27 protein-coding genes and 2 tRNA genes are annotated in these 23,894 nt (G+C 64.0%); 5 read left to right on the top strand and 24 right to left on the bottom strand.

The window, feature by feature from the left end; genetic code table 11:
• The first annotated feature begins 35 nt into the window (after positions 1 to 35).
• From HKK80_RS07280 to HKK80_RS07295, 4 genes are all read left to right on the top strand, one after another.
• A complete protein-coding gene (locus HKK80_RS07280; RefSeq protein WP_411798951.1) occupies positions 36 to 875 on the top strand; it encodes an MBL fold metallo-hydrolase in 840 nt (279 codons plus the stop codon).
• A gap of 228 nt (positions 876 to 1,103) precedes the next feature.
• Positions 1,104 to 1,313, top strand: coding sequence for a hypothetical protein (locus tag HKK80_RS07285; RefSeq protein ID WP_411798952.1), 210 nt, complete (start codon positions 1,104 to 1,106; stop codon positions 1,311 to 1,313).
• Between the two features lie 139 nt (positions 1,314 to 1,452).
• Entirely contained in the window at positions 1,453 to 3,765 is a 2,313-nt protein-coding gene (locus HKK80_RS07290; protein ID WP_411798953.1) for a hypothetical protein, read from the top strand.
• A 72-nt stretch (positions 3,766 to 3,837) separates the two neighbouring features.
• Positions 3,838 to 4,737: a hypothetical protein gene (locus HKK80_RS07295; protein WP_411798954.1), complete on the top strand. Its 900-nt coding sequence runs from the start codon at positions 3,838 to 3,840 to the stop codon at positions 4,735 to 4,737.
• 2 nt (positions 4,738 to 4,739) lie between these two features.
• Here HKK80_RS07295 and HKK80_RS07300 read toward each other — a convergent pair whose 3' ends face one another.
• The 18 genes from HKK80_RS07300 to HKK80_RS07385 all read right to left on the bottom strand — a co-directional run bounded on the left by HKK80_RS07300 (position 4,740) and on the right by HKK80_RS07385 (position 15,966).
• Positions 4,740 to 5,795 carry an Mrp/NBP35 family ATP-binding protein gene (locus HKK80_RS07300; RefSeq protein WP_411798955.1) on the bottom strand — a complete coding sequence of 352 codons (1,056 nt, stop codon included), beginning with the start codon at positions 5,793 to 5,795 and terminating at the stop codon, positions 4,740 to 4,742.
• A gap of 60 nt (positions 5,796 to 5,855) precedes the next feature.
• Complete coding sequence (locus HKK80_RS07305; RefSeq protein ID WP_411798956.1) at positions 5,856 to 6,356, bottom strand: hypothetical protein; 501 nt, start codon at positions 6,354 to 6,356, stop codon at positions 5,856 to 5,858.
• Between the two features lie 107 nt (positions 6,357 to 6,463).
• The gene (locus HKK80_RS07310; RefSeq protein ID WP_411798957.1) at positions 6,464 to 7,252 is read right to left on the bottom strand and encodes an isopentenyl phosphate kinase; all 789 of its coding nucleotides are present in this window, start codon (positions 7,250 to 7,252) and stop codon (positions 6,464 to 6,466) included.
• The gene (gene mvk, locus HKK80_RS07315) at positions 7,252 to 8,268 is read right to left on the bottom strand and encodes a mevalonate kinase (protein WP_411798958.1); all 1,017 of its coding nucleotides are present in this window, start codon (positions 8,266 to 8,268) and stop codon (positions 7,252 to 7,254) included. The genes HKK80_RS07310 and mvk overlap by 1 nt, the downstream gene beginning before the upstream one ends.
• Before the next feature lie 443 nt (positions 8,269 to 8,711).
• Positions 8,712 to 9,647 (bottom strand): hypothetical protein, encoded by a 936-nt coding sequence (locus tag HKK80_RS07320; RefSeq protein WP_411798959.1) that lies wholly within the window; start codon positions 9,645 to 9,647, stop codon positions 8,712 to 8,714.
• 77 nt (positions 9,648 to 9,724) lie between these two features.
• Positions 9,725 to 10,618: a 30S ribosomal protein S2 gene (gene rpsB, locus HKK80_RS07325; protein WP_411798960.1), complete on the bottom strand. Its 894-nt coding sequence runs from the start codon at positions 10,616 to 10,618 to the stop codon at positions 9,725 to 9,727.
• Positions 10,615 to 11,814 carry a phosphopyruvate hydratase gene (eno, locus tag HKK80_RS07330; protein ID WP_411798961.1) on the bottom strand — a complete coding sequence of 400 codons (1,200 nt, stop codon included), beginning with the start codon at positions 11,812 to 11,814 and terminating at the stop codon, positions 10,615 to 10,617. Before eno ends, rpsB begins: the two co-directional genes overlap by 4 nt.
• Positions 11,811 to 11,984 (bottom strand): DNA-directed RNA polymerase subunit K, encoded by a 174-nt coding sequence (locus HKK80_RS07335; protein WP_142444403.1) that lies wholly within the window; start codon positions 11,982 to 11,984, stop codon positions 11,811 to 11,813. Before HKK80_RS07335 ends, eno begins: the two co-directional genes overlap by 4 nt.
• A complete protein-coding gene (locus HKK80_RS07340; protein WP_411798962.1) occupies positions 11,981 to 12,175 on the bottom strand; it encodes a DNA-directed RNA polymerase subunit N in 195 nt (64 codons plus the stop codon). The genes HKK80_RS07335 and HKK80_RS07340 overlap by 4 nt, the downstream gene beginning before the upstream one ends.
• 12 nt (positions 12,176 to 12,187) lie before the next feature.
• On the bottom strand, positions 12,188 to 12,586 hold the full coding sequence (locus HKK80_RS07345; RefSeq protein ID WP_120099941.1) for a 30S ribosomal protein S9: 399 nt from the start codon (positions 12,584 to 12,586) through the stop codon (positions 12,188 to 12,190).
• Positions 12,580 to 13,017 (bottom strand): 50S ribosomal protein L13, encoded by a 438-nt coding sequence (locus tag HKK80_RS07350; protein WP_411798963.1) that lies wholly within the window; start codon positions 13,015 to 13,017, stop codon positions 12,580 to 12,582. Before HKK80_RS07350 ends, HKK80_RS07345 begins: the two co-directional genes overlap by 7 nt.
• On the bottom strand, positions 13,014 to 13,367 hold the full coding sequence (locus tag HKK80_RS07355) for a 50S ribosomal protein L18e (RefSeq protein WP_411798964.1): 354 nt from the start codon (positions 13,365 to 13,367) through the stop codon (positions 13,014 to 13,016). Before HKK80_RS07355 ends, HKK80_RS07350 begins: the two co-directional genes overlap by 4 nt.
• A 27-nt stretch (positions 13,368 to 13,394) precedes the next feature.
• Positions 13,395 to 13,479 (bottom strand) — tRNA-Leu (locus tag HKK80_RS07360).
• Between the two features lie 164 nt (positions 13,480 to 13,643).
• Positions 13,644 to 14,393, bottom strand: a complete 750-nt coding sequence (locus tag HKK80_RS07365; RefSeq protein ID WP_411798965.1) for a DNA-directed RNA polymerase subunit D — start codon at positions 14,391 to 14,393, stop codon at positions 13,644 to 13,646.
• A 1-nt stretch (position 14,394) separates the two neighbouring features.
• Complete coding sequence (locus HKK80_RS07370; protein ID WP_120099951.1) at positions 14,395 to 14,784, bottom strand: 30S ribosomal protein S11; 390 nt, start codon at positions 14,782 to 14,784, stop codon at positions 14,395 to 14,397.
• A 3-nt stretch (positions 14,785 to 14,787) separates the two neighbouring features.
• Positions 14,788 to 15,315, bottom strand: coding sequence for a 30S ribosomal protein S4 (locus HKK80_RS07375; protein ID WP_411798966.1), 528 nt, complete (start codon positions 15,313 to 15,315; stop codon positions 14,788 to 14,790).
• The gene (locus HKK80_RS07380) at positions 15,312 to 15,860 is read right to left on the bottom strand and encodes a 30S ribosomal protein S13 (RefSeq protein ID WP_411798967.1); all 549 of its coding nucleotides are present in this window, start codon (positions 15,858 to 15,860) and stop codon (positions 15,312 to 15,314) included. Before HKK80_RS07380 ends, HKK80_RS07375 begins: the two co-directional genes overlap by 4 nt.
• A gap of 20 nt (positions 15,861 to 15,880) precedes the next feature.
• Positions 15,881 to 15,966: transfer RNA gene (locus HKK80_RS07385), tRNA-Ser, on the bottom strand.
• 188 nt (positions 15,967 to 16,154) lie between these two features.
• Here HKK80_RS07385 and HKK80_RS07390 point away from each other — a divergent pair.
• Positions 16,155 to 16,361 carry a hypothetical protein gene (locus HKK80_RS07390; RefSeq protein WP_411798968.1) on the top strand — a complete coding sequence of 69 codons (207 nt, stop codon included), beginning with the start codon at positions 16,155 to 16,157 and terminating at the stop codon, positions 16,359 to 16,361.
• A gap of 6 nt (positions 16,362 to 16,367) precedes the next feature.
• Here HKK80_RS07390 and HKK80_RS07395 read toward each other — a convergent pair whose 3' ends face one another.
• From HKK80_RS07395 to HKK80_RS07420, 6 genes are all read right to left on the bottom strand, one after another.
• The gene (locus HKK80_RS07395; RefSeq protein WP_411798969.1) at positions 16,368 to 17,522 is read right to left on the bottom strand and encodes an ABC transporter ATP-binding protein; all 1,155 of its coding nucleotides are present in this window, start codon (positions 17,520 to 17,522) and stop codon (positions 16,368 to 16,370) included.
• A gap of 33 nt (positions 17,523 to 17,555) precedes the next feature.
• Entirely contained in the window at positions 17,556 to 18,479 is a 924-nt protein-coding gene (locus HKK80_RS07400) for a carbohydrate ABC transporter permease (protein WP_411798970.1), read from the bottom strand.
• Complete coding sequence (locus tag HKK80_RS07405) at positions 18,476 to 19,468, bottom strand: carbohydrate ABC transporter permease (RefSeq protein ID WP_411798971.1); 993 nt, start codon at positions 19,466 to 19,468, stop codon at positions 18,476 to 18,478. Before HKK80_RS07405 ends, HKK80_RS07400 begins: the two co-directional genes overlap by 4 nt.
• Positions 19,469 to 19,492: 24 nt before the next feature.
• Positions 19,493 to 20,773, bottom strand: coding sequence for an ABC transporter substrate-binding protein (locus HKK80_RS07410; protein ID WP_411798972.1), 1,281 nt, complete (start codon positions 20,771 to 20,773; stop codon positions 19,493 to 19,495).
• Positions 20,774 to 21,220: 447 nt separating this feature from the next.
• A complete protein-coding gene (locus HKK80_RS07415) occupies positions 21,221 to 22,756 on the bottom strand; it encodes a sodium:solute symporter family transporter (RefSeq protein ID WP_411798973.1) in 1,536 nt (511 codons plus the stop codon).
• A gap of 157 nt (positions 22,757 to 22,913) precedes the next feature.
• Positions 22,914 to 23,669 (bottom strand): MBL fold metallo-hydrolase, encoded by a 756-nt coding sequence (locus HKK80_RS07420; RefSeq protein WP_411798974.1) that lies wholly within the window; start codon positions 23,667 to 23,669, stop codon positions 22,914 to 22,916.
• Positions 23,670 to 23,894: the final 225 nt, after the last annotated feature.

Below are 23,894 nucleotides of genomic sequence, written 5' to 3' on the forward strand. Positions count from 1 at the left end.
CAACGTTTAGAACGACCCGGGCCGGATAGCCGGCCATGACAGTCAGCGACTGGGGCGATTGGCTGCCGACCGCCGTCGCCGATGCCGACCCCGAGACCGTCGCCGTCTGGTATCTCGGCTGTAACGGCTTCGTAATCAAGGGCAGCGAGGGGACAACGATCTGGATCGATCCCTACGTCGGCCTCGGCGATCCGCCGCGGACGATCCGGATGATCCCCGTGCCGTTCGATCCCGAGGATGTGCCGGAGTCGGGAGCCGACGCCGTGTTGGCGACCCACGAACACACCGACCACACCCACGGCCCGACTCAGGGGCCGATCCTCGAACGCACGGGCGCGCAGTTCTACGCACCCGACGACAGCCTGTCGGTCGCCTTTGACGACGAGGAGTGGCTCGACAGCTACGATCTCTCGGACTCGCAGTTCACCGAGGTCACAGAGGGCGACAGCATCGAGATCGGCGAGTTCACCGTTGACGTGGTCGAAACCCACGACCCGGATTCGACCCATCCGGTCGGCTATCTGATCCAACACGAGTCGGGGACGATCTTCCACGCCGGCGACAGCAAGCCGGCCGACAGCTTCGTCGAGTTGGGTGAGGAGTATGATATCGACCTCGGCATGCTTGCGTTTGGAGCTATCGGCAACATCCCCGACAAGGAGACCCGCGAGCCGGTGCGAACGAAGTGGTATGCGACCGAAAACGAGACGGTGAAATCGGCCTCGGATCTCCAACTCGATCGCCTACTGCCGACCCACTGGGATATGTGGAAAGGGATGACCGCCGATCCGACCGTGCTCCACCACCACACCGCCTCCTACGCGTATCCACAGGAACTGGAGATCGTTGAGATCGGCGATCGCGTTGAGCTCTGACCGGGTGGCCAGCGGTTATCCATCACGGCAGCGGTACGCAAAAGACCACTATTTTGTTCAATCATAGGTTGTTTGTCCACATTTAATCGGCTTTCGGCGTTGTATATACGCATATAATCGCATCCATACAGACACACCAACAGTTAAGTCGGTTGCGATCCTCCAGATTGATGAAGTCAACCGAGAAACACACAACAGGCGTTGTGTGATCACAGGGAGAACAACACAATGATGACTGACTACGACTTCCCGGTGTGGTTCTGGGATCCGGAGACGACCGACGAAGACCGCAGCAACTGGATGACCCAAGAGCGGTGTCGCCGCCAGGCGATGCGCCAGCAGACCGCCTACCGCCGTCGCGTGGAACGCTCCGCCGAACGGCTGGCCCGACGCGAGGCGGCCAGTCCGGCGACAGTCGCTGTCGAGGAGTACCGCTGAGGTCAACACTGCTGTCTGTGCTGTAGTCGCCCGGTCGATCTTACCGGTACCGTGCTGGTGGGACTGACAGCGGCCAGCAGTGGTATGTGACCGGCCACCAGCCCGCACATTTTAAGTCATTGGTTGAGTAGAAGGTTCCATGAGCCAGGGGCCACAGACGGATGACCTCGTGACGGTGTCCAACGACGGTGTTGTCGTCGAGAAGACCGTCACAGCCGAGGAGTTCCCCGTCCCAGCCGTCGTGTTTACACTGACGTCGAACACCGATGTGCCCGTTCATGTTCGGCTAACCGACCAGATCCCGAGTTCCTTTCCGATGGAGCGGATCGGGTTCCATCCGGACTTTCACAGCGACGCGTGGACGGCCTACAAGAACCACCGCGTCGAGTTCGAGTACACCCTCGATCCAACCGAGACGGTCGAAACCGTCTACGGCATCCGGACTGATGACCCCGACGACCTCGAACAGTTCCTGACCGACCCCGAGATCAAGGAGATCGCCACCTCCGAGGACGACCCGACCGACATTGAGGGGGTTCTCGGCCCGGACAACAGCCAACTCGTCCGTGAGGTGTTGGCCGGCGAACGCTCCTCGCTGCCCGGCGCGGACGCCGGTGAGACACCGCTTGACGGCCCTGTCAACCCCAGCGAATCGGATGTCGACCCCGAAACGCCACCCGCGGAGGCCGGCGACGGAACCCCACCAGCCGACGCGGCCCCGGCGGCCGCTCCCGACGATGAGGCCGCTGCCGACGCTGTCGACGACACCACCGCCGACGATGACGGTGCAGCCGTCGATGCCGAGACGGCGGCCGACGACGAGGCTGCTGAATCTGATCCCGAGGCGGGTGAGGACGTCGATCCGCTCGACGCCGTTGATGTCGACGCCGATCCGACCGATGACGACGAGTGGGGGCCGGCAACCGGCACAGACGCCACAGACGACCCGACCGACGATGAGGAATGGGGGCCGGCAACCGGGGTTGACGAAGAGCCTGAGACGGAGGCAACCGATGATGAGCCGACGGCAGCCGATGATGAACCGATGGCGGTCGATGACGACGCCGAATCCGATCAGGATGACGACTCCGACGGAGACACCGACTCCGACGTAGATGCCGAATCCGATGTCGGCGCCGAACCCGATGTCGACGATGAAAGCGAGTCGGATGGGATCGATACCGATGTCGAGAGCGAACCAGCCGACGAAACCGAAACCGACGAGGAGTCCGCGATCGGCGATGAACCCGATGTCGACGACGAATCCGGTGTCGACGATGAGTTCGATGCCGACGATGAACTCGATACTGACACCGAACCAGAACCCGAGGCCGGTGGTGACGACGCCGAGCTGATCGACGAGAGCGAGGAGGACGACACGGAACCCGCTGCCGACGATGACGCCAGCGACGACGAGGACGACGCTGACGAGGACACCATGACCCAGTCACCCGCCGACGACGCAACAGCATCGACAGCAGCCGACGAGTCAGCGGCCGCGGCGACCACAGCCGATACCGCCGAGGGGATCGCGGCCGCCCTCGCCGAGGAGCTGCGCGCCGGGACGATCTCCGAGGAGGACCGCTCGGTGATCAAATCCGAACTCGGGTTGGGGCTCCCCCGAAGCGCGGAGGTGCGGATCGAACGCCTCCAGTCGCAGGTCGATGAGCTGGTCACCTACACGGACGCCCTCGAAGCGTTTATCGACGAGCACGGGACGAGCGAGGACATCTTTGATAGCTTCCAGGCTGATCTCGAGGAGCTGTCGGCGACAGTCGAAGCGCTTGAAGCCGAACTCGACGCTGACACGGCCGACAGCAACGAGGCGATTGACGCGCTTGAATCCGAGGTTGCGGCGGCCACCGAGGAGCTGACAACGCTTTCAGAGACGGTCGACAGCCACGAACAGACGCTCGATGCCCTCGAATCCGACGTGAGTGGACTTGATGAGCGACTGGATGAGACGGACGCAACCGCGACAGAGGCCGCCGAGACGGCCGCCGCGGCCAGCGACACCGCCGACGATGCTGCCGACACAGTCGAGGAACTCGAAGCCGACCTTGCTGACGCCACCGACGAGATCGAACACGTCGTCGACGAGATCGACTCGCTTGCCGAGCAGGTCGACACCGTCGATGCCACCGTCGACGATCTCGATGCGACCGTTGCCGACACCCAAGACGAGGTTGCGGAGATCCGCGCGGAGCTTGCTACCGTTGAGGGGGATCTGGGCGACAATATCGAGTCGCTGTGGGATACCCTCCAGGAGATCGAGGAGTTGGCCGACTCGGCCGCCGCCGAGGAGGAGGTCGCCAGGATCGAAGCCCGGATCGACGACGCCGAGGAGGGGATCGAAGCCCGGATCGACGACGCCGAGGAGGGGATCGAAGCCCTCGAACAGTTCCGTGAGGGGTTGAGCTCCGCCTTCGGCGTTGGCGACGACGATTCCTAACCCCGCTGGCCGTGTCTGTCTGTGGCACCGAAAACGGAATCCGTTTAGTTGGGGGCCACGAGAGTCCGTCTAATGACCGCGACGATCCCGGTCGCCGTGCCGCGAAAGGGCCGGCCGCTGGAAGCGGTGCTTGAACGGGTGGCCACCGTAGCCGATATCGACGCGCGTGCTGACAGCATCATCTCCACGCTGCGCTACGAGAAGGCGCTCACGAAAGACACCAAATCGGTCGATACAAGCCCATACGAACGGCTGGCCGACTACAGCGAGACTGGCGATCCCGCCGCCCCGGAGTACACGCTCTTGCGGGATGACCGAGATGGGTTCCCGCGACGGGTCGTCTTCGATAGTCTCACCGTCACACTCGATGGGATCGAGCTCCGGTTGATCGGCCGCGAGGAGCCGTTTCGCGCGCTGCGCACCCACGAGTTCGCCCTTGGCTTCGACAGCGCGGATCTCGTCTTGGAGGAGGTCGTCGAACTCCGCCCGGCGGGGATCGCCTCACTGGCGGAGATCAACGCCCGGATCAACCCCCAGGATACCGATGTCGCTGTCGTGACCGGCCTTGGGGATACGGTGTATCACACGCTGTTGGCGACGCCGGCGGCCATCGGCGAGGCGGCGACACTCGACCGTGCGTTTGTCGCCGACTACCAGGGCCCGTTGTGTATCTCCCCCCGATACGAACGGCTTGTCGAGGCCGTTCTTGGCACGGAAGCAACCGACAGCATCGAGTTCGTTTATCCAACCGAGACCGCCGAGGAGGAGGCCGCGATCGCCGACACCGGCCTCGGGGTCTATCTGACGGTCACCGGCTCGACCGCCCGCGAACACGGCCTCGTCCTCGGCGAGCAGCTGTTCCCGAGTGAGACCGTGCTTATGGAAAACACCGTCGAGGCCGGCTCGACGGTCGCCGAGGTCGAGGAGTTGCTCACCGATCCGGGGATCGACACCGCCCTCCAGGTCGAGTAACGCTACTTCTCGGTCTCGTTGGCGTGCGTGTTCGCCTGTTGTCGCCGAATGATCCCGACGTTGTTGGCGACGCGCTCGGTCATCGTTTTGAACGCGGTCGCGGTCTCGCCGTCCGATCGGACGATCGGCTCGCCGCCGTCGCCGCCGGCTCTGATCGCCGGATCCAGCGGGATCGCCCCGAGGAAGGGGAGATTTTCCTCGTCGGCGAAGGCCTCACCGCCACCGGCACCGAAGATGTCGTGGCGGCCGCCGCAGTCGGGACAGCGGAACGAGGACATGTTTTCGACGATCCCCAACACGGGGGTTTCGTGTTCGCCGAACATCCGCAACCCTTTGACCGCGTCGTCGATGGCGACCTGCTGGGGTGTCGTGACGATCACCGCCCCCGTTAGCGGCAGGGTTTGGAGCACCGTCAGCTGAGTATCACCGGTGCCTGGCGGGAGGTCGACGACGAGGTAATCCAGTTGCCCCCACTCAACATCCTCGACCAGTTGGGTCAGCATCTTGTGTACCATCGGGCCACGCCAGATCACCGGGTCGTCGGGGCCGACGAGGAAATCCATGCTCATCAGTTTGAGGCCGTACTGCTCCGGCGGGATCAGCGTTTGTTCCTCGGTGGCGTTCGGGGCCTCGTCGCTGTCGACCATGCGGGGAACATTTGGCCCGTAGATGTCGGTATCGAACAGCCCGACCCGCGCGCCGCGCTCGGCCAACCCCGCCGCCAGATTCACCGACACCGTCGATTTGCCAACGCCGCCCTTCCCGGAGGCGACGGCGATGATATTCTGAATGTTTGGAAGCACCTCCTCGTCGGTGTGGAGCCCTGGCGGCATCGCCGCCGTCAACTCGATCTCACGGTCGGTGTCGGCGAGGGCCGCTCGCACGTGTTCGGCGATCTGTGATTCGTGGGGGGCATACGGCGCGCCAAGCGCGATCGAAAGCCGGATCCTCTCGTCGTCGACATCGACCGCGTTGACAAGCCCGAGAGAGACGATATCGTCGTCGAGATCAGGATCCTCAACAGTCGACAGCAGCGACCGCACGTCGTCGGGGTTCATACCTGCGAGTCGGCGAGTCCGCCGAATAAGCGTTTGGTCACGGGCACAGGGCGGGTGACGCTACTCGATATCGACCGTCGCATTAGTGGTCTGTTGGTCGTTCACCCGCAGTTCGACGGTGTACGTGCCCGGCTCCTGTGGCGTGTCGAGCGCCGGATACTCCACGGTGACGATATCACCTGCTTGGAGGGTGTACCCCGTATCGAGGGTGATATCGAAGGAGTAGGCGTTGTTGTTGACGCCGCTGATGTGGGTTTCGTTGAACGTCCGGTCGGTGGTTCCATCCCCGTCGGTGTCGACACCGATACTGATCTGTTCGTGTTGGGCCGCGCTCACGACAAACTCATCTCTGGGATAGGTCGCGCCGATCGCGGTTAGCTCAGCCCCGGCCGCCGACTCGTCGACGCTGATCCCGATCGACTGTGTCACATTCGTCGCGCCGGCGGTGTCGTTTTCGATCGTTGTTTCGTTGGTCGCGGGAGCATCCGACGCGGGCAGCCCGCTACATCCGGCGGTGGCGATGATCACCACGAGACCGACCGTCCGAAGAAGCTTGTTCACACAGATCAGCACGTTTCTGTCGGTGAATACCTTTGGGACAGCAGCTCTCCGCCTGCTGTCGGGAGGGCGGCTGCGCCCCCGACAGCTCCGTCCGAGCACGGGTGACGCTACCGACCGTCGATCAGTGTTCCGGCCCGCTCGCCGGCGAAAAACCGCCCAATCGCATCCGGCCCGAAGATGTAGGCTGGCGCGCCTAACGCAAGCAGCTCTCGCACCTTAGCGGCCATCCCGCCGCTCACGTCGGTCGACTCGCTGTCGCCCAACGCCGCGGCGACCGACTCGAAATCGGTGATCGATTCGATCACGGTGTCGTCGCTGTCGAGGACGCCCGGCACCGTCGAACAGAGACCCACGCGCGACGCGCCGAGTCGCTCGGCCACCCCAGTTACTAGCTCGTCGCCGCTCAGGACGGTCACACCTTTCGCGGCGTGGGCGACGACATCGCCGTGTAACACAGGCACAAACCCCTCGGCGCGCAGCCCCGCGACCGCGGTCGTCGGCAGCGACAGCCCGGCGTCGGCGTCGCGGGCAGCAGCCGACAGCGGATGGACGGGGACAGCAGGGACGCCCGCAGCCTGCAGCCGCTCGACGACGACGCTATTGAGCCGTTTCATCGCGCCGTGGATCGCCGTCACCGCCGCTGGGTCGTGGGTGCCCTCGGTCGTCGACACACCGTGGTCGGCGGCGTGAACATGGCCGAAGCTGCCGCCGCCGTGGACGATGAGCAACTCGGCGGTGCCATCGTCGCCATCCACAACACCGGAATCAGCGATCGCCGATATCGCGCCGTCGAGGGCGTCGTCGTCGACGGTTTCGGGGCTGTCTTTGTCGGTGATGACGCTGCCGCCGAGTTTGAGGATCGTCAGATCATCGCCGGGGGTCACATCGTCTGGCATTATTCATCCTCCAGGCGGACGCCCTCGGTGGCGAGTTCGGCGCGGAACGCCTGCTCACAGTCCGTCGTATACTGGAGGCTGGTCTCGGTTTCGTCGGTCGCATCGAGGGCGACGATACAGCCCCCGCCGCCCGCGCCGGTGAGCTTCGCGCCGTCCGCGCCGGCCTCCCGGGCCGCCCAGACCATCGTATCCAGTGACCGCGAGGAGACGCCGAGCGCCGACAGCAGCCCGTGGTTGAGGTTCATCAGCTCGCCGAGTTCGCCGATCAGCTCCGCGCTCGGGCCGCCGCCGGGATCGGCTCCCGTCAGCAGCGACTCGCCTTTCCGCACGATGTCGCCGATCGATTCGATCGTGTCGGCGGCGACCTCGTAGCGGTCACGCAGTGAGCGGACGCCGGCGACCAGTTGGCCGGTGTCACCCGCGCCGCCGTCGAAACCGACGACAAAGGGGAGTGCGGGCGTCGCCAGCCGGCTGCAGTCGTCGCCTTCGACGCGAACCGCCCCGCCCATCGTCGAGCAGAAGGTGTCCGCGCGGGAGGCCTGCCCATCTTGAACATCGTACTCGGCCTGATAGGCACGGTCGGCAAGCTCTCGGCGGTCGAGTGGCTCGCCGAGTGCGCGCGTGGCGGCGTCGATGCCGGCGACGACGACGGCCGCCGAGGAGCCCAGCCCCGCCCCGAGTGGAATCTCGCTGTCGACTTCGATATCAAAGCCGGCGTCGGGGGCGTCGGCCGCCTCGCGGGCCTGTTCGACCGCGGCGTCAACGTAGCCTGTCGCCGCATCCAGCAGCGGTTTCGGCACGTCGACATCCGGCCGGTCGTCGGCGCTGTCGGCGTACTCGACGGCGAACCCATCGAGGGTGAGATCCTGTGCCTCGACGCGAACGTGGCTGTCGGCGCGCGGTTCGACGGTGACCGTCGCCCGGCGTTCGATCGCGCACGGAACCGCCGGCTCGCCGTAGACGACGGCGTGCTCGCCGAAGAGGTACACCTTGCCCGGCGCGCTCACGACCGTCATCGCTCACCCGCTCCTGTGGGGTAGTGGGGAGTTGCCGTCGGGTTTGTCATCTATATTCACCGCACTGTAGCGTAGGTTTTTATATGGTTGCATGCGAACGTGGGAATGTGAACGCCACCCACACTGTGGTTGGCACTCACGTGTTTGGGGTGCGGCCCTCGCCCTCCTCAAACGGGATCAGGGAATGCACGCGGCGTCCGCACGGTGGTGCGGACATTGGTTTTCACTGTCTGTGCGTCGACTCCGGCACCGAGATGCGGAGTAGTGGTTCTGTTCGATACAAGGAGCTATGACTGTATACTCATTTCCCCGACAGTCTCGCCGGTCTGTAACACAACTGTCCTGTTTCTCTGTTGAAACCTGTCGAAGGCGTCGCTACCACTCGTTGTGAGGGTGAGATTCGTGTCGATATTGTATATTCAAACGCCGTGTGGGGTGCCCGGTCACTCCGGCTGATGGATGTAGAGCCCATAGCGGTACAGCTGCTCGCCATACCACAGCAGCTTCCCGTTCAGGCTGTCGTCGGCGGTCGCAACGCCGAGGGCCGCCAGCACCGCCTCGTACTCCGTCGACAGCGGCGTTGCTTCCGTATACTCGCCGCCGACCGCGCGATCCAGCAGGTCGCGGGCTGCCGCCGACAGCGACCCGTCGTCGAGTTCGGCGTCGATCTCGGCGGCGAACACCACCTCGCGGAACCCGGCCTCGTCGTCGGCAACGGGGATCGCTTGCGTTGTCTGCTCCGTCTCTGTGATCGATTCGGTGGTGATAGAGACGCGGTACGGAAAGCCGCCGTCTTCGGTCATCGAGACGACTGCACCGTCGAGGTCGCCGCTCGCCAGCCGGCTGTCGCGCTCGGCCGGCCGCCGGAGGACGTAGGCGTCATCCCGGAGCAGGTCAGCCGACGCCCCCGCGCCGCGGGTCGCGCTGTTGGAGTGGAGGATTTTAATTACTCGCGCACTCGGTCGGTCGAGGCTGTCGACGTGGATTGCAGTGTCGCCAGCGTTCTCGCTTTCGAGGGCCTCGACACGAACCAGCGTTCGATCCATCTCCTGCCGACCAGTGGCCGCGCTATCGATCTGGAAATATCGCTCCTCGCCAGCGACGTAGCTGTCTTCCGGCAGCGGCGTGAAACCGTAGGTTCTGTGTGTGCCATCAGGGATGATAGCGGCCAGCGCGGTGCGGGCTGGATCGCCGAACAGCGCGTCGTCGCTCGGCTCGTACAGCGCGTGCTCGGTTGGGCTGGCGTCGATCGTATCGATGCTGAGCGTGTATTCGGTCGACTGGTCGCTATCATCGAGGCCACCGCTCGCACAGCCGGCCAGCCCGGCCAGCATCGCTGGGGCGGTCGCTTGGAGGAGTCGGCGTCGACTCGGGGACATACGCGGCCCTTCGACTGGGGATACTTGCGACTGTCGAATCGGCGACAGAATGAAACGGAAATCTGCGAAAAAGCCCGCTACAGCGCGTCTTCGAAGTCTTCGAGCTCGTAGAGCGTGCCGGCGTTGCGTCGGTCGAGCGTCTCGTTGGCAAGCAGCCAGTAGACAACGCTTAGCGCGCGGCGACCCTTGTTGTTGGTCGGGACAACGAGATCAACATTGCTGACCTGGTTGTTGGAGTCACACATCGCAATCACCGGGATGCCGACGGTGATCGCCTCCTTGACTGCTTGGGCGTCGCCGATCGGGTCGGTGACCACAACGACATCCGGCTCGATGTAGCCGGCGTAGTCGGGGTTGGTCAGCGTCCCGGGGATGAACCGCCCGGTGCGGGCGCGTGCGCCGATCGCCTCGGCGAACTTCTCGGCCGGGAACCGGCCGTACTGCCGGGAGGAGGTCACGAGGATCTGCTCGGGATCGTAGTTTGCCAGGAAGTCCGCCGCCGTCCGGATGCGGCTGTCGGTCTGACTCACATCGAGCACGTAGAGCCCATCGTCACGGACGCGGTGGATAAACCGCTCCATATCGTGGGTCTTCTGTTGGGTACCGATGTGGACACCCGCGCCGAGATAGTCCTCGACGGGAATGAGGAGATCGGCCTCGTCGTCCGGCATCACGTCGTCGTCGAACGGCGTGGCTTCCTCCTCCTCCTCAGCCTCGGCGTCAGCTTCGGCTTCGTCGTCAGCGTCGGCTTCGGCGTCAGCATCAGCAGCCTCCTCGGCCGCCGCAGCGTCGGCCTCAGCGTCGTCGCTGTCAGCGTCGGCGTCGCCGTCTGCCTCGGTTGCTTCGGCCTCCTCGGCAGCCTCGCTGGCGGCGTCGGTGGCGTCCGGTTCGTCATCGACAGGCTCCTCGGCGTCGGCGTCGGCCGCCTCGGCGTTGTCCTGTTCTTCGAGTTCTGTGTTGTTGTCGCTCATACTGCGTCGTCCGCGATTCGGATCAGTTCGTTTAGCTTGGCGGTGCGTTCGCCGGCAACGGTGCCGGTCTTGATGTAGTCGGCGTCGGTGGCGACCGCCAGATGGGCGATCGTCGTATCCTCGGTTTCTCCCGAGCGGTGGGAGATGATCGTCTTGTAGCCGTGTTTGACGGCTAGCTCGATCGCATCGAAGGTGTCCGACAACGAGCCGATCTGGTTGGGCTTGATCAGGATGCTGTTGGCCGCGCCGGCGTCGATGCCGTCCTGCAGCCGCGAGACGTTGGTGACGAAGAGGTCGTCACCGCAGATCAGCGTCTGGTCGCCGACCTGCTCGGTCAACTCGGCGAAGGCCTCGTAGTCGTTTTCGTCGAGTGGATCCTCGACGTAGGCGAGGTCGTACTCTTCGACGAGATCAGCGACGTACTCGATCTGTTCGTCGGTCGATTTCTCGCCGTCGCTGTACTGGTAGGCACCGTCTTCGTACATCTCGGCGGCGGCCATATCGAGGCCGAACTTGATCTCGAAGCCGACCTCCTCGGCGACCTGTGAGACCGCCTCGTCGACGATCTCGAAGGCTTCGTCGTCGTCGATCGGTGGGGCCCACGCGCCCTCGTCGCCTTTGCCCGCGCCGATTTCGCGCTCATCGAAGATGTCGCCGATCTGCGCGTGGACGGCGGCGTTGGCGAAGACGGCTTCCTCGACGCTTGGCGCGCCGACTGGAGCCGAGAGGAACTCCTGGATGTCGGTGGCGTCTTTGGCGTGTTCGCCGCCGCCGACAACGTTGCCCAGCGGGATCGGGAAGTTGTCGCCGCGGAACGCGCCGCCGAGATGCTGATAGAGTGGCGCGCCTAGCGTGTCCGCGCCGGCCTTGGCGGCGGCCATCGAGATGGCGACCGCGCTGTTGGCACCGATCTCCGAGAAGTTGTCGGTGCCGTCAGCCGCCCGCAGTGCGTTGTCGACCGCGCGCTGGTCGCCCGCGTAGACGGTGTCAACCAGCCGTGGCACCGCGTGTTCGCGGGCGTTGGCGATGGCTTCCTTGGCCGGCAGTTCGATCGCTTCGTACTCGCCGGTCGAGGCACCCGAGGGTGCCGCGGCGCGGCCGAAGCCACCGGCGTCGGTGAGTACATCTGCTTCAACCGTGGCGTTCCCACGGGAGTCCAGTACGCGTCGGAGTGAAACGGAGCTGATTCGTGTCATTGGTCTCGGTTGATCGTAAACGGCAGGACGCCCGCGTCGTACTCCTCGGCGGCGATGAGGATCGGCTCGCTTTGGTCGGTCTCGACGAGCACTGGGGCCCCATAGGAGATCTGCAGCGACCGCGCGCCGAGAATGCGGGCCTTCTCGTAGCGGTTGTAGTGCATGCTCATTGGTATGGGGCAACGACGTCGACAAGATCCGTGTGCGATACCATCATGCGCCGACAGCAGTGGCGGGTGATCCCCAGGTCGTCGAGTACCTCCGCGGGGTCTTCATCGCCCTCGCTGGCGCGTGCCTCGAATGCCTCGTAGTGTTCACCGATGACCGTGCCACAGGTGAAACACCGGACTGGGATCATCATGCGTAGGTCACCTCAGCGGTAGGACTTCTGGTAGCGCGCCCGTGCACCCGGGCCGCCCCACTTTTTCTTCTCGGATTGCCGAACGTCGTTGACGAGCAGCGAGCGATCAAACTCGCGGTAGGCCTCGCGCAGTTCGGCATCGTTGTGATGCTGGACGAGCCCGCGGGCGAGGGCGGTGCGGACGGCGTCGGCCTGGCCGCTGAAGCCGCCGCCCTCGACGGTCACGTCGATGTCGACGCTGTCTCGCAGATCGTCGTCGGCGATGCGGAACGGTTCAAGCATCTTGAGCTGTGCCATCTCCGGCTCAACCAGCTCGACGGGCTGGGAGTTGATCCGGACACGGCCCTCACCCTCACGCACGGTTGCGCGGGCGATGGCCGTCTTCTTTTTACCTGATGTGTTGGTTACCATGTAACGTTTGCCCCCAGTTTCTCTGAGATCTCGCCAAGCGAGATGAACTTGATATTCGAGAGCCGATCCAGTGAGGTGCCGTCAAGCACCTCGCCGTCCTCGTCGTAGGGGTTGCCGAGGTAGACGCGGACGTTCTCGAAGGCCTCCCGGCCGTGATCCTGTTTGTACGGCAACATCCCGCGGATCGCGCGCTTGAAGATGCGATCCGGTCGTTTCGGGTAGTACGGCCCGCTGTCGGAGCCGACCTCGGCGCGTTTCCGGTAGGTCTCCATCGTCGACTCCGGATTGCCGGTGATGACGGCGTCTTCGGCGTTGACGACAGCGATGCGGTCGCCATCAAGTGCCTGCTGGGCGACCTCGCTGGCGACGCGACCAAGGATGCAGTCTCTGGCGTCGATGACGACATCGACGTCGAACTTGGCCGCGCTCATCGAATCACCCGGACGTTACTGCCCTCAGGATTGCTGTCGAGGGCTTCTTCGAGTGTCACCGCGTCGCCGACCTGCCCGATCTTCCGGCGGGCGGTCGCAGAGAAGTCGACGGCGGCGATCGTGACGTTTGTTTCGAGCACACCACTGCCCAGCACCTTGCCGGGGACAACGACGGTTTCGTCTTCCCGGGCGTATCGCTCGATACGACCAAGGTTGACTTCCGCGTGGGTGCGCCGTGGCTTTGCGAGACGGTCGGCGATATCGCGCCAGACACCGGCATCTGACTCGCCTGCGACCGTCCGTAGCTCGGCGATGAGACTCTGTAGTCTCGGATTCGTTTTGCTGCTCATGAATACTGCTCCTGAGAGAAATCGGAGTGCAGGGAGCAGGATTTGAACCTGCGGACCCCTATGGGACAGCGCCCTGAACGCTGCGCCGTTGGCCTGACTTGGCTATCCCTGCACGCACTCCGAGGTACCGCACACCACGGCTTACCTGTTTCGATCCCACGCCGGTCTGTCATCGACCGACGGCCACGGCTCGGCGGCCACACGGCTACAGGGCCGGGGCGGCGAGCGCGTGAGTGGATCGAGTGTGTCATGGTGGTGTCCGGTGGGTGCAGTCAGCTAAACGGTGACTGCGTCGTGTAGTTCGTCCGCGCGGTCGCCGAGCGATTCGGCGGCGCGGAGCACCAGTTCCTCAACATCGAAGGAGCCGTCGGTCTCGACGTGGAACACGTAGGCTCCGGGCACGTCTTCGACGGTCAGCTCCGTGCCGGGATACTTGTTCGTGAGGTCGTGATCGAACTCCTTGGTGAGGACAACCTCGCCCTCGTCGGTTTCGATCGCCCCACGCAGAATCTCCGGCTCCTGTTCGTCGAACTCGCCGATGTCGTCACCGACGGTGACCGACTGGAGGTGGCGGAAGCCGACAGCCACGCCGCCCTGCTGTTTGGCGTGTTCCTTGCCGGGTTCCAACACCGCATCGGCCTCGAATTCGAGGCTGTGGCCCTCTTTGAGCTCGACGATCGGGATGTTTTCGTCTGCCGGCTGCACCAACTCGTCGCTGGATTCGATATCGCCGGAGTAGGCCGTTGCTGGCCCCTCAACATCGAGGGCGACGGTGACGGTGTCGCCGATCTCAAAGTCGTCCAGCGGCGTCGTCAACGGGACGAGACCCAATCGCAGGCCGATCATCTCGTCGAACATGACCGAGGAGTTCTCGGTAAACCGAACGGTGTCGATGGCGAACGTCGGCACATCGGCGACCATCGCCCGGCGGAAGCCGTTGGCTAACGCCGGCGTCAGCCCGCGAACAACGAAGCGGGCCTGCCGATCGTCGCGTTCGATGATCTGAACGTCGAATTGGCCTGACATACTAGAGTCGCTTGTTTTTCGGCGCGCGTGTCCCGTCGTGCGGGATCGGGGTTACGTCCTCGATGCGGCCGATTTCGATGCCAGCCCGGGCCAGCGCGCGGATCGTCGCCTGCGCGCCAGGGCCGGGGGATTTGTTGCCGTTGCCGCCGGGGCCGCGCACGCGAACGTGGACGCCCTCGATGCCCGCGGCCTTCGCCTTCTCGGCGACGACCTCGGCCATCTGCATGGCGGCGTACGGCGACGCTTCGTCACGGTTCTGCTTGACCACGGTACCACCGGACGATTTGGCCAGCGTTTCCGCGCCGGTCTGGTCGGTGATCGTGATCAGCGTGTTGTTAAACGAGGAGAACACGTGGGCGATGCCCCACTTGTCGTCTTGTGATTCGCTCATTGGTTACTCCTGGGCCTCCGCCCGGGCTGGATGCAGGTCGTCTGCGAGTGGGCTGGTCTCATCGTAGCTGATCGCCGACTCTTCGGCGACCTCGACGGTGCGGGAGGGCGTCGTCGCCCGGGCACCGTTGACGGTGATGTGGCCGTGAGAGATGAACTGCCGGGCCTGCTGTGGGGTGCTGGCCAGGCCATCCCGGTAGACGACCGTCTGGAGTCGTCGTTCGAGGATGTCGGTGACCTCAAGCGACAGAATGTCGGTGATCGTGTCGTTGTCGCCGAGGATCCCGTAGCGGCGGAGCTTGGCGAGGAACTCGCTGCCGGCTTCGGCAGCGGCCTCGGTGTCGCCCTGTGCCTCACCGATGAGACGGCGGGCCTCCCGTCGGATCGATCGGAGTTCCGACTGGGCGCGCCAGAGTTCCTCTTTGTTTTTCAGGCCGTAGCGACCGACGAGGCCGCTTTCTTCGGCGATCCGTTCACCCTGGTAGGGGTGGTTTGGCGTCTCGTAGCCGACGGTGTTTTGGCCGGTTGTCATTCGTCGTCATCCCCTGCGGCCGCCTCTTCTTCGGCGGCCGCTTCCTCTGCTTGCTCCTCTTTGATCCGCTCGACGTTGACACCGATCGTCCCTTCGGTACGACCGGTGGATTTGGTGCGCTGGCCGCGAACCTTCTGGCCGCGCTTGTGGCGGATCCCCTTGTAGGAGTCGATCATCTGCATGCGGTTGATGTCCTGTCGGCGCTGCTCTTCGACCTCACTGCCGACGATGTGGCTGGACTCACCGGTAAAGAAGTCGTCTTGCCGGTTGACCATCCACTCGGGCATGTGGTCGTCGAGGTTTTCGACGACATCGACAACGCTGTCGATCTCGTCGTCCTCAAGCAGGCCGAAGGTGGCTGTACGGTCGATATCGGCCGCCTCGGTCACGATGCGTGCCGTGCGCTGGCCGATACCGTTCATGTCTGTGAGACTGCGTTCGACGCTCTTCGTGCCGTCAAGATCGGTCTGTCCGATCCGGACGAAGTACCGGAGGTCTTCGTCGTCCTCCGCCGTCGAACCGTCTTCGGTGTCTTCTGCACTCATAGCTAGTTCAGTTGTGCGAGCGTTGCGGCGGGGATTCGAACCCCGGAGGCAGTGACGCCACAGAGTTAGCAACCCTGCGCCTTGGGCCAAGCTTGGCTACCGCAACCCGCGGTTGTCGGTCATATTGTCGCCCCCATGGACTCGGGGCCGGTTGCCCCTACAGTACTACGAGTAAGCGAAGCCTTGTCGGTTACTTAAGGGTCACGGATAGTCGGAGGCATGCGGCGGTGTCGCATGGCTGTCAGCGACCGCGAAAACCGGATTCATTTTAGTAATCCACCGAAACACTGAGATATGACCGAGCAAAGCGACGACCCCGAGGTGCCGATTATCTGTGAGGAATGCGGCACCGAGACGACGGTGCCACTGTCGGAGCTTGAAACCCAACTTGATCGACACAACGAGAACCGCCACGACGGGGCAGAACACGCGACCGTCGATCCGACGCTCAAATCCCAACTGCAGGATCTCGTCGCCGAGGATCTCGGGCTGTTCGAGTAGCGACCCTTACAACACCTGCGTTGTTACGTCCTCGGAGTCGAAGGTACGGTTGTGGAGTGCAACGCCGGTGTCGGTATCGAAGAGGTGGATCGAGTCCGGCGGGAAGGTGGCGATGACCTCGTCGCCGGCCGACACATCCCGGAGCCCGCTGACGGTCGCGGTGAACGTCACCGGGTCGTCGACGCTCCGATCGAACGTCAGGTGGATCGTGTTCTCGTCACCCCGCGGTTCGACGACATCGACAGTTACCTCAAACTGATAGTTGTCGCTGAGCCCGCCGGGCTCTTTGATCCGGATATCCTCCGGGCGAATCCCGAAGACAACACGTGCGTTGCCGGCGATAGCCTCCTGTTGGGCCGGTTTGAGCGGATACTCAAAGCGGTCGATGATGAGGGTGTCGCCGTCGACGTCCATCTCGAAAAAGTTCATCGAAGGATCCCCGATAAAGCCCGCCACGAACCGGTTGTTCGGCGTGTGGTAACACTCCAGCGGCGTGCCGACCTGCTGGAGAATCCCGTCGTCGAGGATGGCGATCCGGTCGCCCATCGTCATCGCCTCCGTCTGGTCGTGGGTGACATAGACGGTCGTCACGTCGAGGTCGTTTTGGATGCGCTGGAGCTCCGTCCGCATCGTCGCCCGCAGTTTGGCGTCAAGGTTGCTCAGTGGCTCGTCCATGAGGAATGCTTCGGGCGCACGCACGATTGCGCGGCCGAGGGCGACACGCTGCTGCTGGCCGCCGGAGAGCTCCGACGGCGTGCGATCCAGCAGTTCCTTGATCTCCATGAGCTCGGCGGTGTCTTCGACCGTCTCGTCGATCTCCGCCTCGGCCATGTCGGTCGACTCCTCCAGCCCGAAGCTCATGTTCTCGCGGACGGTCATATGCGGGTACAGCGCGTAGGACTGAAACACCATGGCGATATCCCGCTCGGCCGGTGGCTTCTCGTTGATGCGCCCGCCGGCCAGCCGGATCTCGCCGCTGGTGATGGTTTCGAGGCCGGCGATCATCCGCAGCGTCGTCGACTTCCCGCAGCCCGAGGGGCCGACCAACACGAGGAACTCGCCGTCCTCGATGTCGACCGAGACCTCGTCGACTGCGGTGATCTCGTTGCCGTCGTCTTCGGTGAATACCTTCGTGATGTCGTCGAGTGTCAGGTCTGCCATGGGTTGGTTCCTCCTGTGGGTTCAGTCGTCATGCTATGCGGTGACCCCCTTGGCGAACTTGTCGCCGAAGAAGATGTACACCAGCAGCGTCGGCAACGCCGCCAGCAGCGCGGCGGCCATCCGTAAGGGGAAGTTGGTGCCCGACTGGGAGACGCCGATGCCGACGAGTTCCTGTGTCACCACTGCCGCGTCGCCGAACTGGACGATGGTGAGCGCGAACAGGAGATCGTTCCAGATCTGGGTGAACTGGTAGATGAACACGACAGCAAACATCGGGATCGACAGCGGCAGGATGATGCGGCGGTAGATCGTCGCCACCGACGCGCCGTCCAGTTGGGCGGCCTCGACCATCTCGTCGGAGAGCTTCTTGTAGTGGGCACGGAACAGTAGCGTACAGATCGGCAGCCCGTAGGCCGTGTGGGTGATGATGAGCGCGACGAGCTTCCAGTGGTAGGCCTCCACCAGCGGCAACGCCGCCAGCGGTTCGAACAGTTCCCGCAGCGGGACGACGTTGTACCAGAACTGCGTCAGCGGCACCAACACTGCCTGATAGGGGATGAAGATCCCCGCGACGAAGAGGACGTAGATCCCGATCTGGCCGCGCCAGTCGACGGTCGTCAGCCCGAAGGCGGCCATACTGCCGAGCAGCCCCGAGAGGATCGTTGCTGGCACGACGAGGATGACGCTGTTGACCAGGCCCTGGCCGAGACCGTCGATGGCCCCCTGCCACGGCTCCAGTGAGAACTCGCCCGTCCCCGGTACCAGCGGCTCCAGCGGCGGGAGATACGGGAAGTTCCCGGTGTAGGTCTCGGGGCTGATGATCGAGGTCATCACGCCGGTCTCGATGGGGATGAGGTAGAACGCGCCCATCCCGACGAGGACGACATAGAGGATGATCCGCCGCAGCGAGTGGCCGAACAGCGACCGCTCGCCGGCCCGGCCTGTCTCGGTGCTCATAGTTCACCCCGCTGGTACTGGGTGTAGATGTACGGCGCGACGATAGCGAGTGCCATGATGAACAGGATCACCGCGATCGCCGAACCGAACGCCCAGTTGCCGTTGCTGTAGGCCTCCCGAACCATTCGGGTGGCGAGAATGTCCGCGGACGGCCCCGGCTGGTAGCCGCCGTACATCGAGAACAGGAAGTCGAAGGCCTTCAGCGAAAAGACGGTGAGCACGACGAGCGCGCTCACCGTGGCCGTCCTGAGCTGTGGGATGATGATCCGCCAGTACATGCGGAGCGTGCTCGCGCCGTCGACGCGGGCGGCCTCGAAGTGGCTGGTCGGGATCGCGCGCAACCCGGCCAGATAGACGATCATCGCGTAGCCGCTGAACTGCCAGATCAGGGCAAACGCGACGGCCGCCAGCTTCAGGTCGGGGTTCTGGACGATCTCGACGGGGCCGAGGCCGACAGCCTCGAACAGGAGATTGACGAGCCCGGTGTCGACGTTGTACATGTAGAGCCAGAACTTCGCCGTCACGACGAACGACAGGCTCATCGGCAGCAGGTAGATCGTCCGGAACGTGTTCTCGAAGCGGATCCCCTGGTCGACGAGGATCGCCATCACGAGCCCGAGGGCGAGACAGACGACCGAGAACGACACCATCAGGACGACGGTGTTCCACGCGGCGTTCCAGACTGGCTCTATCGACAGCGACGACCACGAGGGCGTCCCGCCGAAGAAGGCGATCACGTAGTTTTCGAGGTCGAGCGCGGTGTAATCCGGCGAACCGAGCCCCTCGAAATCCGTCAACGAGAGGAAGATGTTCCAGATGATCGCCCCGTAGATGAACAGCCCCACCAGCAAAAACGGCGGGAGCCAGAAGGGGGCCGACCGCACCGAGTCGCGGTCGAGGATCGAGCCAGCCGAGGCTGTGCCGCCGTCGGTGCGAATCCTACGGTACGCCGAGAGGCGTCGTCTCAGGACAGTGAGTGGGTTACGCATAATACGGGAGTAGATAGATCCCGCTCAGTTGAACGCGTTGACCAGTGCCTCGGCCGTTGCGGCGGCGTCGTAATCCTCGAGGAACCCGCTGAACGCGCTGCCGATGTTGGTAGCGACGCCGGGTGAGACCGCCAGCCCGTGTTGGATCGACGGCGGCTGGTTGTCGGCGGCGTTGAAGTCCTCGAACTGATCCTGCTGGAACTCGTTGAGGGCGGAGACGTCGGCGTCGCTCCGTGGCGGGATCGACCCCTTCTCGGCGTTGAACAGGACCTGTCCCTCCGCGCTGCCACAGTAGCTGAGGAACTGCCGGGTCGCCTCCGGCGAGGGGTTGTTCGCCATGTAGGGGAACGAGTCCATGTTGAGCAGGTAGCTCCCGCTCGTGCCGGGGTAGGTCACCTGGCCCCAATCGTCGCCGTAGTTGAAGTCGTCCGCGTTGCTGTAGGCACCAGCAGCCCAGTCGCCCTGGTGGATGAAGGCGGCGTCGCCCTCCATGACCATCGTGTTGGCCTCGGTGAAGCTGATCGACGAGGAGTCACTCGGGTAGTACTCGCTGAGGTCGACGACCGACTGGAGCGCGCTTTCGACCTGATCAACGTCGCCGTCGCCGCTGATGAACGCCTCGTAGCCGTCGATGCCGGCCTGGCCGAGCAGGATGGTCTCCCACAGCTGGACGGTCGACCACGCACCGCTGGTCTGCTGAGCGAAGGGAACGGCGTCGGTGTTCTCGGCGACGGTCGCGCAGGCGTCGACGACATCGCTCGCCGACGAGAGGCTGGCAGGGTCGACGCCGGCCTCGTCGAGGACGGCTGTGTTGTAAAACAGGTTGTTGATCCGGTGGATGTTGAGCGGGACGGTGACGTAGGTTCCGTTGAGCTGGGCCTGTTCCTGCGGCCCGGCGAGGTAGTTCTCTTTGAGGTCTTCGTCCCACACGTCGCCCTCGATGTCGGCGAAGGCGCCCTCGAACTTTTCGAGGGTCTTGCCCGGCCACGTCTGGAACGTGCTGGGCGGGTCGTTGGCCTGTAGCTTGTTGAGCACGACCTGATCGAGGTTGCTGCGGGCCGCGCCGTCGACCGGCTCCTCGGCGAACTCGATATCTGGGTGTTCCTCCTGGAACCCCTCGATGAGGGCCTCGATTGCGGCGTTGCCGTCGCCGGACGACCACGCGTGGAGTAATTCGAGTTCGTTTTCGACGCTGCTGCCGTCGTCACCGCCATCGCCGCCATCGCCGCCACCACCGCCGCTACAGCCAGCCAGCCCGGCGATAGCGGCAGCGCTGGTTGTCGTGAGGACGGTACGGCGTGACACATTGGGTTCGTGTTCAGACATTGGGTATCATTCCTCTTGGGGATCGTGGTGCCGGTATACTGCCCGGTAGCTACCGTCAACCGCAACACACGAATCCACTAGATCACACTAAAACACTAAAACGCATTAACAATTATGTAGAATATAAGTTATATAGAATTTCGAAACCGGATACTATACACAATTTGTAAACTGGTTCTGATTGCAACTTTTGCAGTATTTGCGACAGAAGATGAGTGGTACAACAGTCTAATCAACAACATCTCCAAGGCATTCCCGACTGAATCAAACGTTCATTACACCAACCGCGACAGCCAGGCGGTTCCACCAGCGACAGGACAGCTTATCGACGACCGCCGACGAGCAGCCAGCCGATGTAGCCGAAGGCGACCAACACCGCCGCAATCGATCCCCAGACGATCCCACCAAACAGGAGGCTTCCGATCATCAGTCAGCCGCCTCCGAGGGTTCCGCACCATCCTCAGTTGCCGCCTCAGTTCCGGAGGGATCGATGGAGCGAATCTCCGTCGTCAACGACTCGAAGACGAAGGCGTCGCCACCGACCGCAGCGGCACCAGCGGTCACGACCGTCGACACGGCGGTCGCCCCGAGGAACGCCGGCAGGAACGCCGGTTCGGGGAGCACGCCAGCGATACCGGGGATCGTCGCCACGAGCCCGCGGAGCATCGGGAAGTAGGCGATGCCGACGACGAGGCCGGCGAGACTCGCCGCGAGCGCGCCGCCCTGTGTGAGCTGTCGGGAGTACAACCCCCAGATCAACGGGACGAACACCGCCGCCGCAAGGAGGTCTGCCGTCAAAAATAGCGAGAGGACGCTATACCCTTGGGCACCGATGATCACCGCACCGACGGCGACCGCGGCGGTGAGCCCCCGGCCCGTGCGGCGGAGCGAGCGGTCGTCATCGACATCGACGAGCCGGGCGAGATCGACCGTGACAAGGCTTGAAATCGCGTTCAGCATCGTATCAGCCGAGCTCATCACCAACAGGACGGCCAGCAGGACGACGGCGAGGGCGATGACATCCGGGAGGGCCTCCGTTACGACAAGGAAAAACGAGATCCCGGCGGTCTCGGCGGAACTGAGCCCGAGGCCGGCCGCGGCGATGCCGAACAGCCCCGACAGTAACACCATCGGAATCACGGTGAGGCTGGCGACGCCGAAGGCCCGACCCAGTGTCGCCTCGCTGTCGGCCGCATACACCCGCTGCCACATCCCCTGATTCAGGAAGTTGGCACCGAGGATAGCAAAGACGATGTAGAGGCCGAATTCGAGGCCGGGCAGGTAGCCCGGATCGAGCAGCGTCGGATCGGTCGCCATCGCCGTCCGGTAGAGTTCGTCCGTCCCGCCCAGCGAGACGACCGCCGCGGCAAAGCCGACCGCCAACAGCGGGAGGATCACCAGCGTCTGGATCGTGTCGGTGAAGATGCTGGCGACGAGGCCGCCGTAAGCCGTATACAGCAGGACGAAGCCGCCGATAACGGTCGCCGTCTGCCACGGCGGGATGCCGGCGATGAGTTCCAGCCCGCCGGTGACCGCCGTCATCTCGGCGGCAAGGAAGATGAACATGTAGAACACGGAGACGACGAGGACGAAGACGTACATCGCCGGGCCGAACCGGACGAGGACGAACTCCGTCAGGGAGTGGCCCGTCGGCATCAACTCGCGGATTCGCTTGCCGACCGGGATGAAGAGCAACAGCGGGATCGCACTCCCGATGGCGTACCCCATAACAGCCGTCATCCCACCGAAGGCCGCGCCCGCCTCCGCGGGGCTGAAGAGGATCCACGCACCCATCGTTGAGGCGATCAGCGTCGCTGTCGTCATCCCCGTGCCTGTGGAGTTGCGTGCGGTCAGCAGATCCTCGACGCTGCCCACGCGCCCACGGGAGTACCACAGCCCAGCGACGGTGAACACGGCCAGCGTGGCGATTGTGAGGCCGAGGCCGAGACTGGTCGAAACCATGCTATGCGCCCTCCGACCGCCACCTTCGTGCGTCGTCTCGTCGAGACATCCGTTCCAGTAGAGCACTGCCGCCCGCGACCTATATAATTGACGAATATAACCGCTGAATAACTCAGTTATATGCGGCGACGCCGGTCGTGAGAGGCCCCCAGCCCGGTCAGGAAACCGACACCCGGAGCCCGTCGCGGGCGACGTGTACCTCGCCGTCGAAAAATTCGGCGACGGTTGCACACATCTCTTCGTGGTTGCCGTCGGCGTGCGGGTAGAGATGCGTCAGATAGAGATGTGCAACGTCGCTGTCGGCGACGGCCTCGCCGAGTTGGCTCGGCGTCGGGTGGCCGTCAACATCGACCGAGTCGGGGAACGAACAGTCGTGGGCGACGACGCGGCAGCCCTCGACAAACCGCGCCATCCCCGCGAAGGCTTCGGTGTCACCGGAAAACGCGAACGCTGCCTCGCCGCCGGCATCGACCGCGAACCGATAGGCGAGGCCGTCTATCGAGTGGCGTGTCTCGCGGCTCTCAACCCCGAAGCCGGTGACAGTGATCTCCTCGCCGGCGACGATCTCCCGCACTTGGAGATCGACCCGGCCATCGAGATAGCTATGGACGGAGAGAAGGCCATCGAGGAGCCCCTTCGTACCGACTGGGCCAACGACCTCCAAGTGTTCCTCGCCGGCGAGCCAGCGCGCTTTGAGCAGCGGGAGCAGGTCGGCGACGTGATCGAGATGGAGATGGGTCAACAGGACGGTGCTCACATCCTCGTATCCGATCTCGGTCGCTGCGAGTCGGTGGAGGACGCCACTGCCGCAGTCGATCAACAGCCGACGATCCTCGTGCGTCAACAGGAGTCCGGTCTGCATACGGTCGCCGGTCGGCATCGCGCTGCCCGTCCCGAGAAACGTGACCTGCATACCGGCGTGTACGGGCCAGCGTGGAAAGCGATTGCGACACCACTACCGACTGCCAGCAGTGATCAAAAGCAACCGGGTAACCAATGGGCTGGTAAATCGACCAACCGCACGCCTGGCGGACTGAAAGGGCGAGACGCGCTGGGCGAAGCCGGACGACGCAAGCACTGCAGGAGCGAACGAAGTGAGCGACGAAGCGCGCAGCGAGTCCCGCGAGCCGAGCGCGTC

This window comes from Halonotius sp. F2-221B, from assembly GCF_046719765.1.
In the GTDB taxonomy this organism is placed as follows: domain Archaea; phylum Halobacteriota; class Halobacteria; order Halobacteriales; family Haloferacaceae; genus Halonotius.

What these genes read in the sequence shown, in the direction of transcription:
- HKK80_RS07370 (WP_120099951.1), bottom strand. Translation starts at nt 14,784, where the DNA reads ATGAGCGAATCACAAGACGACAAGTGGGGCATCGCCCACGTGTTCTCC.
- mvk (WP_411798958.1), bottom strand. Translation starts at nt 8,268, where the DNA reads ATGACGGTCGTGAGCGCGCCGGGCAAGGTGTACCTCTTCGGCGAGCAC.
- HKK80_RS07285 (WP_411798952.1), top strand. Translation starts at nt 1,104, where the DNA reads ATGATGACTGACTACGACTTCCCGGTGTGGTTCTGGGATCCGGAGACG.
- HKK80_RS07390 (WP_411798968.1), top strand. Translation starts at nt 16,155, where the DNA reads ATGACCGAGCAAAGCGACGACCCCGAGGTGCCGATTATCTGTGAGGAA.
- HKK80_RS07310 (WP_411798957.1), bottom strand. Translation starts at nt 7,252, where the DNA reads ATGCCAGACGATGTGACCCCCGGCGATGATCTGACGATCCTCAAACTC.
- HKK80_RS07415 (WP_411798973.1), bottom strand. Translation starts at nt 22,756, where the DNA reads ATGGTTTCGACCAGTCTCGGCCTCGGCCTCACAATCGCCACGCTGGCC.
- HKK80_RS07335 (WP_142444403.1), bottom strand. Translation starts at nt 11,984, where the DNA reads ATGAGCATGCACTACAACCGCTACGAGAAGGCCCGCATTCTCGGCGCG.
- HKK80_RS07290 (WP_411798953.1), top strand. Translation starts at nt 1,453, where the DNA reads ATGAGCCAGGGGCCACAGACGGATGACCTCGTGACGGTGTCCAACGAC.
- HKK80_RS07380 (WP_411798967.1), bottom strand. Translation starts at nt 15,860, where the DNA reads ATGAGTGCAGAAGACACCGAAGACGGTTCGACGGCGGAGGACGACGAA.
- HKK80_RS07365 (WP_411798965.1), bottom strand. Translation starts at nt 14,393, where the DNA reads ATGTCAGGCCAATTCGACGTTCAGATCATCGAACGCGACGATCGGCAG.
- HKK80_RS07355 (WP_411798964.1), bottom strand. Translation starts at nt 13,367, where the DNA reads ATGAGCAGCAAAACGAATCCGAGACTACAGAGTCTCATCGCCGAGCTA.
- HKK80_RS07400 (WP_411798970.1), bottom strand. Translation starts at nt 18,479, where the DNA reads ATGAGCACCGAGACAGGCCGGGCCGGCGAGCGGTCGCTGTTCGGCCAC.
- HKK80_RS07320 (WP_411798959.1), bottom strand. Translation starts at nt 9,647, where the DNA reads ATGTCCCCGAGTCGACGCCGACTCCTCCAAGCGACCGCCCCAGCGATG.
- HKK80_RS07345 (WP_120099941.1), bottom strand. Translation starts at nt 12,586, where the DNA reads ATGGTAACCAACACATCAGGTAAAAAGAAGACGGCCATCGCCCGCGCA.
- rpsB (WP_411798960.1), bottom strand. Translation starts at nt 10,618, where the DNA reads ATGAGCGACAACAACACAGAACTCGAAGAACAGGACAACGCCGAGGCG.
- HKK80_RS07375 (WP_411798966.1), bottom strand. Translation starts at nt 15,315, where the DNA reads ATGACAACCGGCCAAAACACCGTCGGCTACGAGACGCCAAACCACCCC.
- HKK80_RS07340 (WP_411798962.1), bottom strand. Translation starts at nt 12,175, where the DNA reads ATGATGATCCCAGTCCGGTGTTTCACCTGTGGCACGGTCATCGGTGAA.
- HKK80_RS07300 (WP_411798955.1), bottom strand. Translation starts at nt 5,795, where the DNA reads ATGAACCCCGACGACGTGCGGTCGCTGCTGTCGACTGTTGAGGATCCT.
- eno (WP_411798961.1), bottom strand. Translation starts at nt 11,814, where the DNA reads ATGACACGAATCAGCTCCGTTTCACTCCGACGCGTACTGGACTCCCGT.
- HKK80_RS07405 (WP_411798971.1), bottom strand. Translation starts at nt 19,468, where the DNA reads ATGCGTAACCCACTCACTGTCCTGAGACGACGCCTCTCGGCGTACCGT.
- HKK80_RS07395 (WP_411798969.1), bottom strand. Translation starts at nt 17,522, where the DNA reads ATGGCAGACCTGACACTCGACGACATCACGAAGGTATTCACCGAAGAC.
- HKK80_RS07280 (WP_411798951.1), top strand. Translation starts at nt 36, where the DNA reads ATGACAGTCAGCGACTGGGGCGATTGGCTGCCGACCGCCGTCGCCGAT.
- HKK80_RS07350 (WP_411798963.1), bottom strand. Translation starts at nt 13,017, where the DNA reads ATGAGCGCGGCCAAGTTCGACGTCGATGTCGTCATCGACGCCAGAGAC.
- HKK80_RS07295 (WP_411798954.1), top strand. Translation starts at nt 3,838, where the DNA reads ATGACCGCGACGATCCCGGTCGCCGTGCCGCGAAAGGGCCGGCCGCTG.
- HKK80_RS07420 (WP_411798974.1), bottom strand. Translation starts at nt 23,669, where the DNA reads ATGCAGGTCACGTTTCTCGGGACGGGCAGCGCGATGCCGACCGGCGAC.